Origin of the sequence: Gordonia sp. 852002-10350_SCH5691597, from assembly GCF_001665715.1 — a bacterium.
In the GTDB taxonomy this organism is placed as follows: Bacteria; Actinomycetota; Actinomycetes; order Mycobacteriales; family Mycobacteriaceae; genus Gordonia; species Gordonia sputi.
On record NZ_LZMO01000264.1, the window covers coordinates 81,839 to 93,862 of the forward strand.

Annotated in this window: 8 protein-coding genes; 4 read left to right on the plus strand and 4 right to left on the minus strand. The window is 63.8% G+C overall.

The features are described from left to right. The first annotated feature begins 81 nt into the window (after positions 1 to 81). Positions 82 to 825 carry a hypothetical protein gene (locus tag A5777_RS20095; RefSeq protein WP_064864008.1) on the plus strand — a complete coding sequence of 248 codons (744 nt, stop codon included), beginning with the start codon at positions 82 to 84 and terminating at the stop codon, positions 823 to 825. Between the two features lie 4 nt (positions 826 to 829). On the opposite strand, the gene A5777_RS20100 is transcribed toward A5777_RS20095, so the two are convergent. From A5777_RS20100 to A5777_RS20115, 4 genes are all read right to left on the minus strand, one after another. Beyond that, positions 830 to 1,366: an FKBP-type peptidyl-prolyl cis-trans isomerase gene (locus tag A5777_RS20100; protein WP_064864036.1), complete on the minus strand. Its 537-nt coding sequence runs from the start codon at positions 1,364 to 1,366 to the stop codon at positions 830 to 832. A gap of 111 nt (positions 1,367 to 1,477) precedes the next feature. Next, complete coding sequence (gene phoA / locus A5777_RS20105) at positions 1,478 to 2,980, minus strand: alkaline phosphatase (protein ID WP_156529436.1); 1,503 nt, start codon at positions 2,978 to 2,980, stop codon at positions 1,478 to 1,480. A gap of 125 nt (positions 2,981 to 3,105) precedes the next feature. Next, on the minus strand, positions 3,106 to 3,459 hold the full coding sequence (locus tag A5777_RS20110; RefSeq protein ID WP_005203020.1) for a VOC family protein: 354 nt from the start codon (positions 3,457 to 3,459) through the stop codon (positions 3,106 to 3,108). 181 nt (positions 3,460 to 3,640) lie between these two features. Beyond that, positions 3,641 to 5,878, minus strand: coding sequence for an NADP-dependent isocitrate dehydrogenase (locus A5777_RS20115; protein ID WP_005203021.1), 2,238 nt, complete (start codon positions 5,876 to 5,878; stop codon positions 3,641 to 3,643). 258 nt (positions 5,879 to 6,136) lie between these two features. Between A5777_RS20115 and A5777_RS20120 the strand changes: the two genes are divergently transcribed. The 3 genes from A5777_RS20120 (at position 6,137) to A5777_RS20130 (ending at position 11,966) form a co-directional block, all read left to right on the plus strand. After that, entirely contained in the window at positions 6,137 to 7,708 is a 1,572-nt protein-coding gene (locus A5777_RS20120) for a DUF3375 domain-containing protein (RefSeq protein ID WP_064864038.1), read from the plus strand. After that, entirely contained in the window at positions 7,708 to 8,547 is an 840-nt protein-coding gene (locus tag A5777_RS20125; RefSeq protein ID WP_064864012.1) for a DUF4194 domain-containing protein, read from the plus strand. The genes A5777_RS20120 and A5777_RS20125 overlap by 1 nt, the downstream gene beginning before the upstream one ends. Before the next feature lie 101 nt (positions 8,548 to 8,648). Continuing rightward, on the plus strand, positions 8,649 to 11,966 hold the full coding sequence (locus tag A5777_RS20130; protein ID WP_064864040.1) for an ATP-binding protein: 3,318 nt from the start codon (positions 8,649 to 8,651) through the stop codon (positions 11,964 to 11,966). Positions 11,967 to 12,024 lie beyond the last annotated feature (58 nt).

Sequence of the window (12,024 nt, forward strand, 5' to 3'; positions counted from 1 at the left end):
CCAGTCGGTGCACGCATCCGGCGAAGGTCCAATCGGCGCGATCGACGATGTCGTGCACAACGGGAGAGTGGCAGGTGATTTGTGATCGTCCCGATCGGCATCACGTTCAATATCGAGACGGAAGTCGACGACGCGGCCTCGGCACTCGGTCGTCGTGTCGCCGATTCGCAGCACAGACAGTTCTGGTTCGCAGAGTCACGCGATGCGTCGGCCGACGTTCCGACCCCCCTGTACGACAGCAGAGTCGCAATCAGGATGCGCACGGGCGTCTTCGACGACCTCACGGTCACCATGCATCCGGAGTGCAGCGATCGGCTCACCGGCGATTGGGCCGGCCCGTTCGATCATGACCAGTTCGAATACCGGATCTCCGATCAATGGTGCGGTAGCAACCGCAAGCTCAGAGCATCGGCGTGTGCCCGTCATCCCGCCGGCAGTATGTCTGCGGCGATCAACGGCGGCGCCGACCCCACCCATCTCCTCGACACTGCGCAGCGTCGGTTTCTGGTTGCCTGCGCGTCGTCGGGGACACCGATCGATCACCTCGTGATCCGTGGGCCGATCACCTCGCAGGTATGGAACACGTCGATTCGCGACGTCCGACACGTTCGGGTGGAGAGGTGGTTGTCCGACCACCTCGACGTCGTCGGGGTCTCCACGTACATCGATGTCCGCGAGGGAGAATCGTCGCACAACGTCGCAGCGCGGGCCGTGGCCGTCGCGAGCGATCTGCGACGCGGCCTTCAGGATCTGGGCTGTCAGGCAAGCCCGTTGGCCAGCAAGACGGCGCTCGCGCTCCGTGTGCTCGCGGACGAAACCGCGTGACTCCTTACCCGTCGATCGAGACGATCGTCAGCTCGAAGACCAGGGTGTCACCCTTGTTGATGCCCGCGGCGGGATTGCCATTCGGGTACCCATCCTCAGGGTTCATCGCGACCGCAACCGACGAACCCACCTTCTGACCCGCGATGGCCTTCTTGAAACCGACGACAACCTGACCGAGCGGGAACTGAGCGGGAGTGCCCCCTGAATAGCTGGTATCGAACTGCTTGCCGTCACGACCATTGACGCCTACGTAACAGACACTGACGGTGGCCGTGTCGGGGACAACCTCGCCGCTGCCCTCCCGCAGGGTGTGAACCTGCGTCTGGTCGACCGCGAACGGAGTGGTCACCGTGACTGCCGGTGCCGTCGTCGAGGTCGAGGCGACGACGTCGACACTTCCCGTCGTGCCACGAAGGGTCCAGTCCGGCTTGGCATCCGCGGCCGGTGCCGCAGACGGACACGACGGCGTCGACGTGGACGAGGTCGACGTCGATGCAGCCGAGTCTGAATCGGAATCGGAGCCGCACGCGGCGAGTCCGATCGTCAACGAGGCAACGGCTACGGGCAGCAGGAAACGACGGATGTTCACGGCCGTCACGCTACCGAACGGCCGACCCCTGACCGTGAGCCGCACCCGACCACACCGTCGACGTCACGAAGCCTGGAGTCCCAGTGCGCGAGAGATGGTGAAGAACAGATCGGTCTGATCGGTCAAGCCGACGACGTTTGCCGCGCTCGGTCCGTACGCGGCGATCCGCACCTGCGTGCCCGTGTGGCCCTGATCCATCGCGTCCAGATTGTCCGACGTTCCGTAGGACACCGTGAGCGGCTGGCCGTCCTTGCCGGTCAACACGCGGGTGAGTCCCGGATAGATGGCGTCCTTCTCCACCTGCAGGGGCAGCTTCGCGTCGTCGGCGCCCTTCTGTACGTCCTCGGCAGTCACCGACTCGACGATCTGACTGCTGTGTGCGTGATCGGCGGTGACGATCACCAGTGTGTCGCGGTTGTCCTTGGCGTAGTCGAGCGCCACCTTCGTCGCCTCGTCGAGATCGACGGTCTCGCCGATCTGACCGCACGGGTTAGCGGCGTGATCCTGCTTGTCGATCGACGCGCCCTCGACCTGCAGGAAGAAACCCTTGTCGTTGCCCTTCAGGAGGTCGATGGACTTCTTCGTCATGTCGGCGAGCTTCGGAGTGGATGCGCCACGTTCAGGGTTGTCGGTGCACGTCGCGGCTGGTTCGAGGTAACCGCCCTTGGTCGCGACAGGTCCGTTCCAGCGGACGGGCATGTTGCCGTCGGCGAAGAGTCCGAGGACGGGGGAGTCCTGGTTGGCCATCGTCACCCCGTTGAGTTCGTCGGCGCTGCGCACCATCCGGTAGCCCCGCGCTTTCGCCTGGACCTCGAGCGTCTTGCCCTGGTATTCGCCTGCGGTGGCGGTTTGCTGGAATGATTTGGCGCCACCACCGAGCACGACGTCGGCTCGCGTTCCCAGCAACTGCTCGGTGATCGAACCCTTGCCACCCTTCTCCAAGGCGTCGGTCGGACACTTCTCGGATGTCTCTTCGGGCCCATAGCATTTGCGATTGGTGACGTGCGCGACCTGCACCGCGGGTGTGGCGTCCTGGATCTCAGCGGTGGTGACATCACCGGTCGCCTTGCCTGCCTTCTTGGCGAGTTCGAGCAGCGTCTGCTGGGAGCGGCCCTCGATGTCGACGGAGATCGCCCCGTTGTACGTCTTCGTGCCGGTCGACCACGCCGAACCGCTCGCCGCCGAATCGGTGACGTAGGTGGGCTTTCCGTCCTTGTCGAGCGAGTAGTGCGTGTACTGACCCGTCAGCGGCAAGGCGTCGATCCCACTGAAGGCGCCGCCCGCGCCCCGCGCGTAGTCGCGAGCAACGGTGATCTCGGAATCTCCCATGCCGTCACCGATCAGCAGGATGACGTTCTTGGCCCCGGAGTTTCGGATGGAGTCGGCGATGAGCGAACTGCGGTCGTCGCCGGCCCTCGTCGCCCCGCCATGGTCCGAAAGCTTGCCCTTGGCAACGGGATTCAACAGTGGTCCGGCCGCATCGTTGCTTCCGTCACCGCCGCACGCCGCCATCACCGTCGTCGCGCACGCCAGAGCCGTGACCGCCATGTACCGATGTCGTCGCATCCGCATTCTCCCCATATCCGTCGTTTCACTGAACTCGGACATGGTCGTTGCGATATGTGAACAAAAGTTGTCGTGGGGTCGACGCTGGTGCGGCCACCCGACCACGACTCGGGTGCCGCGCGACCTCAGCGCTTGAGCGGGCTGTAGAAGACCAGTCCGTTGCCCTTGTTGTCGTAAACGACTGCTCGACGCTCGTGCGCGTCGTCGTAGGGGCCCTTGATGATGGCGCCACCGCTTTCCTCGACAGCTTTCGCGTCACCGTCGACGTCATCGGTCTTGATACCGACCACCACCTTGCCCGGTATCGGATGGTCGACGTCTGTGGCGAGCGCGAGCGTCAACGACCCGCCGTCGAGAGCGGCGAAATGCGCTCCGTCACGAAACTTGAGCGCCATGCCCAAGGTCTCGCTGTAGAACTTGATGGAATCGTCGAGATCATCCGTCGACAGAACGATCATGCGGACTTCGTGGTCACTCACGTGGGCCTCCTTTGGCCGAATCGAGCTTGCTCAGCGTGAACCCCAACCCCGGAATTCACGCTAGTGCACCCGACAGCCCGACGAACGGGACTTTCGGTCCGCACACACGCAGAAGCCCGCACATACGAAAGGCTCCCGATCTGTGTCAGATCGGGAGCCAGTTTCGTCGTCGTACCGCGCGTCAGCCGCGAACGGAGTCGAGCGCCTCGTTGAACGTCGCGCTCGGACGCATGACCTCAGCCAACTTGTCCGAATCCGGGGCGTAGTAGCCGCCGATGTCGACGGCTTCGCCCTGCGCCTTGTTCAGCTCGGCCACGATCGCATCCTCGTTTTCGGCAAGCGTCTTCGCCAGCGGCTCAAAATGCTTGGCCAATTCCTCGTCATCGGTCTGTTTGGCCAGCTCTTGCGCCCAGTACATCGCGAGATAGAACTGGCTGCCACGGTTGTCGAGTTCGCCCGTGTTGCGCGACGGACCCTTGTTGTTCTCGAGCAGTCGTCCCGTCGCGGCGTCGAGTGTCTTGGCGAGCACCTTGGCCTTCGGGTTGTCGTTCTTCTTGCCCAGATCCTCGAGGCTGACCGCAAGCGCCAGGAACTCACCAAGTGAATCCCACCGGAGATGGTTCTCCTCGAGGAGCTGCTTGACGTGCTTCGGGGCAGAACCGCCCGCGCCTGTCTCGTACAGACCGCCGCCGGCCATCAGCGGGACGATCGACAGCATCTTGGCGCTGGTGCCGAGCTCGAGGATCGGGAACAAGTCGGTCAGGTAATCGCGCAGGATGTTGCCGGTGGCCGAGATCGTGTCGAGGCCGCGGATCAGGCGTTCCATCGTGTAGCGGATGGCACGCACCTGCGACATGATCTGGATGTCGAGGCCCTCGGTGTCGTGATCCTTCAGGTAGGTGTTGACCTTGGTGATCAGCTCGTTCTCGTGGGGGCGGTAGGGGTCGAGCCAGAAGACCACCGGCATGCCCGACTCACGCGCACGCGTCACGGCCAGCTTCACCCAGTCGCGAATCGGCGCGTCGCGCACGATGCACATGCGCCAGATATCGCCCTCCTCGACGTTCTGCGACAGCAGGATCTCCCCGGTGTCGAGGTCGACGAAGTTCGCGACACCGTCGGCCGGGATCTCGAAGGTCTTGTCGTGCGAGCCGTACTCCTCGGCCTTCTGGGCCATCAGTCCGACGTTGGGCACTGTGCCCATCGTCGTCGGATCGAACTGCCCATTGGTCTTACAGAAGTTGACCATCTCCTGATAGATCCGCGAGAACGTCGACTCCGGGTTGACCGCCTTGGTGTCCTTGGGCCGACCATCGGCGCCATACATCTTGCCGCCGGCGCGGATCATCGCGGGCATCGACGCATCGACGATCACATCGCTGGGAGAGTGGAAGTTGGAGATGCCCCGAGCGGAGTCGACCATGGCGAGCTCCGGCCGGTGTTCGTGGCACTTGTGCAGGTCGTCGATGATCTCTTCTTTCTTCGACGCCGGCAGCGATTCGATCTTGGCGTACAGATCCGACAGCCCGTTGTTGACGTTCACGCCGAGTTCGTCGAAGAGGTCGCCATGCTTGGCGAACGCCTCCTTGTAGAAGGTGCGCACCGCGTGACCGAACACGATCGGGTGGCTGACCCGCATCATCGTCGCCTTGACGTGAAGCGAGAACATGACGCCCGTCTTGTAGGCGTCCTCCATCTCCTTTTCGTAGAACTCGATCAGCGCCTTCTTGCTCATGTACATGCTGTCGACGACGTCGCCGTCGAGAAGCTTGACCTCGGGCTTGAGGACGATGGACTCGCCGTCGGCGGTGACCAGTTCCATTTTCACCGTGCGGTCGCCCTCGACCGTCATCGACTTCTCGCCGTGGTAGAAGTCGCCTTCACGCATGTGGGCGACGTGGGTACGCGACGCCATCGACCATTCGCCCATCGAATGTGGATGCTTGCGGGCATACTCCTTAACCGCCTTGGGTGCGCGACGATCCGAATTACCTTCTCGCAGTACAGGATTGACAGCACTACCGAGGCACTTCGTATACCGGTCGCGGATCTCCTTCTCTTCGTCGGTCTTCGGATTGCCCGGATAGTCGGGAATGGCGTATCCCTTGGCCTGCAGTTCCTTGATCGCAGCAAGCAACTGCGGGACCGAGGCGCTGATGTTGGGAAGTTTGATGATGTTGGTGTCCGGGTCCTGGGTGAGACGTCCCAGTTCGCCGAGGTGGTCGCCGACCTTCTGCTCGTCAGTCAGATAGTCGGGGAATTCGGACAGGATGCGCGACGCAACGGAGATGTCGGAAGTCTCGACGTTGATGTCGGCGGAGTCGGCGAACGCCCGGATAACGGGCAGAAAGGCGTAGGTCGCCAGCATCGGCGCCTCGTCGGTCAGGGTGTAGATGATGGTCGGTTGCTTGTCGCTCATAACCTGCCTTCGCTCTCGAGTGCGGTCGCCCGACACAATTGGGTCGTGTGTCGCAACCGCTGGCCACGCGCGGGTGTGCGCGTCCAGCGTCAACCCTATTCCGTCAGCCAAACCCGTGCCGCACGTGCTCGCGAAATGAACTGGGTCGCGTCTCGCTGACAGCGTGTTCTCTGCCACTGAGGTGCGCTCGCGGTAGGGCCGACCGGCCATGGCAGACTCGACCGCGGTCCGTGAACGAGGTGCAACCGTGAGGTGACGATGGTGAACTCTGCCGTGGATGGGGCTCTGACGCTGACCGACACGTTCGAGGCGAACCGCTCGATCCAGCGGTCCGCAGCTGTCCGACTGTTCGCGGCCTCGAACTCCGCGATGTACGTCACGCTGATGGAGCGTCATCTCGATTTCGGAATTCGCCACTCCGAGTCAGAGCTAGCGATTCGCCTCGACCGCGACATCGCCGCACTCGGCACCTCCGACCAGCCCGCCGGCCTCGATCTCATCAAGTCGTGGGCCAAGCAGGGGTGGCTGCACCGCGTCACCGATGCGGCATCGCCGTCGGCGCCCAACGTGTGCTTCCTGAGCACTGAGGCGCGCTCGGTGATCGCGTACATGCGTCGGTTGCGGCGCGAGGACAGCGTCGCCACCGGCGGGTCCATCATGGGCGTAGCCGCCGGTCTGCACCGGGTCGCGACTCAGGTGACCGACGATCCGGAACGAATTCGCGAAGACATCGAGAGCCAGATCGACGAACTCGACGCCGAACTCGTCGAACTCAACGAGGGACGCCGTCGACCATTCGACCTGCGGGGAGCTGAGGACGAGGCTCGGGCGATCGCCTACCAGATGGAGCAGATCATCACCGACATCGGCCAGTACGGCGCGATGCTCGATCGCATCACCACAGCACTGCTCGACGACCCGCACGACTCCGACCTCGCCTACCGCGATCGACAGCGACAGATGTTCGACGACTACGAGTCCCTCCTCGAGTCATCCCAAAGCGCGTCCTATCACGCCTTCACCCAGATGATCCAGGATCCGGTGCAGCGCGCCCGCCTCATCTCCGACATCGAGCTCGTCGTCGACAGGCTGCCGAGTATCGACACCGGACTGCGCGCAGTGATGGAGAACTTCTTCCCGTTGGTCAGTGAGCAGATGGCTGAGGTCGGGCGGATCAGGCAGCGTTGTGCCCGTCGAATCCGACGGTTCGTCGCATCAGGAACTCTCGAGCAGAGCCGTGGCGTTGCCCGACAGCTCAACGACGCACTGGCCACCGCCAACGAGTTGCTCAAGGATTCACTCGCCGATCGTCGTCTCGGCTACGAGCTGCCGGTCGCAACGCCGCAGGTGACATCCATCGGTCGGCTCGCGTTCGAAATCCGCAATCCGGCACCGCCGGAGCAGGCACGACCCGCCGACGGACGCACCAACCTGGCATCATTCGCATCTCTCGCGGGGCAGGTCGACACGGTGGAACTCGCCGACGTGGTGAACGACAAGCTGACCGCGGGACCGCTGTCGTTGAGCGACGCGATCGCCGCGCTCGACGAGCCGTACCTCACGCATGTCATCGTGTTGTGGTCGTGGGCCCTGCGCCAGCCTCGGGAAGCACAGCGCCAGCCTCGGGAAGCACAGCGCCAGCCTCAGGAAGCACAGCGCCAGCCTCGGGAAATGCAGCGCGAGCCTGGGGAGGGGTCGTCGTTTGTGCGGTTCCGGTCGCTGGAGGGCGAGGACCGCGCGATCGAAGTGCCGACGCTGATGTTCAGCGAGCCCATCCCGTCCCAGTACAGCGATACCGATTCGATTCTCAGCACGGAAGCCGACGCCTGATGACCAGCACCGACACCACCGATCCGAACACTCCCGAAGCATCTACGGACGCCGCTGTCTCCGCAGGCACGCCCGTCGACGAGTTCGCCGGATACGACGATCTGCCGACCGCGGCGACACACGGGAGGATCGACGGACCAGGCGCGCCCCGATTCGACGGTGATGTCTCTGCGATGCCCGATCGCGCATGCTGGGCGTTGCAGAATCTCCTCACGCGCAGGCATGTCAGTGGTGACCGCAACCCACAATTGTGGGCGTGGGTCACCGAGTATCAGGATGTGCTGCGCAGCCGCCTGTCGGAGCTCGACCTCCGACTGCGCCTTGTCGACGAGCTCCAGGTGGCATTCGTCGAGCAGGCCGGATACGAGTCACGTTGGGGCAGAAAGATTCTCAAGCGCGAGACCATCCAGACCTACGACGCTATCCTCGCCCTGCACCTCGCCAAGTTCCTGCGTTCGTCGCGCGAGGAGACAGCGATCATCACCCGTGAGGAGATCCACGAGATGTTCGCGGGCGTGACCAACACGATCGACCGCGACCTCGCGTTGTTCGACAAGCGGATCGAGCACGCGATAGACAAGCTCGAAGAGCTCGACTTCTTACGCAGACACCGCGACGATCCCGACACGTTCACCGTCAGCCCGGTGATCACCGCGGTGATGACCGCCTCGGTGATCACCGACCTACAGCATCAGTTCGAGCAGTTCATCGGCGCGGGCGACACCGGTGACGATCTCGCCGTCGACGCCGATTCGGCGGGCGCAGAAGGCAACTCGACGCCCGCCGACCAGTCGGATTCCACCGACGAATACTCCGACGACGAAGGAGACGAGTGGTGAGTGATCTCGACAGGCTCGATCAGCGGGACACGCTCGATCAGCGGCAAACGCTCGATCAGCGGAGCACGCCCGATCGCGGCGAGGGGGACGAGCAGTACTACCTGTCCCGGTTGCAGCTCATCAACTGGGGAGTCTTCGACGGCTACCACTCCATCGGGTTCAGCCCGGGCGGCGCACTCATCACGGGCTCGTCAGGCAGTGGTAAATCGTCACTGCTGGACGCGATTTCGCTGGCCTTCCTGCCGGATCACCGTCGCAACTTCAATGCTTCTGGCGATACCACCGCGGCCGGTTCGTCCGGCGGTCGACGCACCGTCGGCAAGTACGTGCGTGGTGCGTGGGGCGAGCGTCGCGACGCAACAGGAGCACACCGCGAGATCATGTATCTCCGCGGAAGCGGCCCAGCCTGGGCGGCGATCGCCGTCACCTACACCTCGACGTCGGGCACAGCCATCACCGGACTGGTGCTGAAGTGGCTTGGCGCAGGCAAACTCACCGATGCCCATAGCGCGCACTTCATCCACGACGGTGACGTCGACATCGTCGACGCCTGCAACGAGTGGGCCGCGAATGGCTACAGCGCCGCCCGGTTCCGCGACCGCGGCTGGCAGGGCGGTCCGGGAGAGGGCAAGTATCTGTCGACCCTGTACTCGTTGATCGGTATCCGCGGCTCGGATGCCGCACAGCAGTTGCTCGGAAAGGCCAAGTCGCTCAAGAGCGTTGGCGGACTCGCACAGTTCGTACGCGAGTTCATGCTCGACGAACCCACGAGCATCGCAGGCATCTCCGACGCACTCGAGCAGATCGATCCACTGGTCGAGGCGCGTGAACTCCTCGACGTATCCCGGCGCAAGCGCACCATCCTCGACAACGTCGAGGCGATGCAGGAACGCTATGCGGCGGAGTCGGCGACCTTCACGGTTCTCGACACCATCGAGCCCGAGGTCGTCCGCTCATACGTCACCAACCTGCGGCTGCACAATGCCGAACCCGAGATCGCCGACCTCGACGATCAAATCGCCCGCCTCGATTCCGACCTCGCCGCACTCAACTCGCAGCACGATCAACTCCGCCGGGATCACAGCCACCTTCTCGGTCGGATCGCAACGTCGACAGGCGATCTCGCGCCGCTGCAGGAACAACTCTCGACGGCGCAGAAGGCGAGCAACGAGGCGTCGATCCGTCGCGCCACCTATGAACACAAGATCTCCGCGCTCGGATTCGACATTCCGGAAGACGGTGAGGCGTTCTGGGAGTTACGCGAGCACCTGATGGAGGAGGCCACCCGACTCGACGGTCAACTCGAGGCGGGCAAGCCACATTTCGCCGAGACTCTCGCCACCGAGGTCGCTGCGCGCTCCCAACGCGACGCTGCCCGTGACGAACTCGAGCGCGTGCGCCACGCCGGTTCCGCGCTGCCTCGCGCCGAACACGAGATGCGTCGAATCATCGCCAATGCACTCCAACTCGACGAGTCCGAACTGCGGTATGTCGCCGAACTCGTCGAGCTCGAACCCTCTGCTGAGAGGTGGCGGCTGGCGGTCGAGAAGGTGCTGCGTAACGCCGGGCTGCGACTCCTGGTGCCGGACAATCACTTTGCGGCTGCCCTCAAGTTCGTCAACGAGCACGACATGCGCGGGCGGATTCAGCTCCACCACGCAGAGACGCGTCCCGCGCCGATGGTGGAGCCGGGCACGCTCGGGGCGACGCTCCGGGCGGCCGAACCCGACCACCCGTGCACCAACGAGGCCCTCACGATCCTTGCCAAACTCGGCAATTACGTGTGCGTCGATTCCACCGCGGATTTCGTCGCACACACCAAGGCCGTGACCGACCGTGGTCTTCGCAAGGACTCGGCGAAGCTTGCCATCAAGGACGACCGTCAGCAGTTGCGTCCGTCCCAGTACATCTTCGTCGGAAACGTGAGCGCGAAAATCGCTGCGCTGCAAGAAGAACTCGAGTCCGAGAACGAGCTGTACGAGCAGGCGCGAGCTCGCAGTGCCGAACTCGACCGAGAGCGCACAGCCAAGGAGCAGCGACGCGACGCCTACCGACGGGTCTGCGAACAGTTCGCCGCGTGGAACGAGATCGACCTCGATACCGCTGACGACCGCGTCGACGCGCTCACCGAACAGTACGAGCTCCTCATGGAGGAGAATCCCGACACCGAGGCGCTGCAACGCAAGGCCGAGGACATCTGGGAGCAGGTCCGCGCCGCCATTTCGCAGGCCGCACTCGTGCGGGACAAGATCGCCACCCACGACAAGCGTCGTACTCAACTACTCGACCTGGTCGACAGGTTGAAGATCGAACCCGTCTCTGCCCACGCGGAGGCGACGCTCGATCGCTTCCGCGAGGAGTCCGCGGCGGTGCTCGACGTGCTCGCACCGGATCCGTTCCGCCAGGATCTACTCAAAGCCGTTGGGCGCGAGCGTGATCGGACGCGCGCCGACACTCGACGTTCGCGCGACGAATTGGGTCGCGTCCTCGACGCCTACGACAAGGAGTTCCCGGACGCGATCCCGAACGACAGCGACGATTTCGACGAGCGCGTCCACGACTATGTCGCGCTGTGCCGCCGCATCGACGAGCGCGAGCTGCCTGCCGCCTACGAGCGTATGCGACGACTCATCACCGAGCAGGCGCCGGGCGCGATCCTGAGTCTGCACATGGCGGCCGAGGCCGAGGAGCGACGGATCGTCGAGCAGATCGAGCGGGTCAACTCCGGGCTTGGCTCGGTGGCCTTCAACCGCGGAACCCGCCTACGGCTCTGCCCCGGTCGCAAGACTCTCGCGGCAGTCGCCGAACTGACCGACAAGGCGCGGCAGATCTCGTCGCGAACCGCAGCCGTCGGATTCGGCGACGAGGAGGCCATCCTCGAGCAGTACGCCGACATACTGCTTCTGCGTGAACGACTCGCCGGCGCAACGCCCGAAGACCGTCAGTGGACGCGAGACGCACTCGACGTGCGTAACCGGTTCGACTTCTACTGCGAGGAACGCGACGCCGAGACCGGCGAGACCATCCGCACGTACAGCAACGCGGGCGACAACTCGGGTGGTGAGCAAGAGAAGTTGATGGCGTTCTGTCTGGCAGGCGCGCTGAGCTTCAACCTGGCGAGTCCGCACGGCAAGGGAAACCGTCCCATCTTCGCGCAGTTGATGCTCGACGAGGCGTTCTCGAAGTCCGACCCGCAGTTCGCGCAGCAGGCACTCGCGGCGTTCCGCAAGTTCGGCTTCCAGTTGATCATCGTCGCAACGGTGCAGAACACCAGCACGATCCAGCCCTACATCGACAACGTCGTCATGGTGTCGAAGACCGAGGACGTCAACAGCCGTCCCATCGCCACCGCGATCTCGACGTCGATCCAGACGTTCTCGGATCTACGTCGAACGAGCACGAGCCGTCTGCCCGTCTGAGCGGACCGACCACCACTGACCAACGAGGGCCTCGGCTGGTTGCTACCCTGTCTCTTAT

Coding starts and splice junctions, on each gene's coding strand:
- A5777_RS20120 (WP_064864038.1), top strand. CDS start 6,137: ATGGTGAACTCTGCCGTGGATGGGGCTCTGACGCTGACCGACACGTTC.
- A5777_RS20115 (WP_005203021.1), bottom strand. CDS start 5,878: ATGAGCGACAAGCAACCGACCATCATCTACACCCTGACCGACGAGGCG.
- A5777_RS20125 (WP_064864012.1), top strand. CDS start 7,708: ATGACCAGCACCGACACCACCGATCCGAACACTCCCGAAGCATCTACG.
- phoA (WP_156529436.1), bottom strand. CDS start 2,980: ATGCGACGACATCGGTACATGGCGGTCACGGCTCTGGCGTGCGCGACG.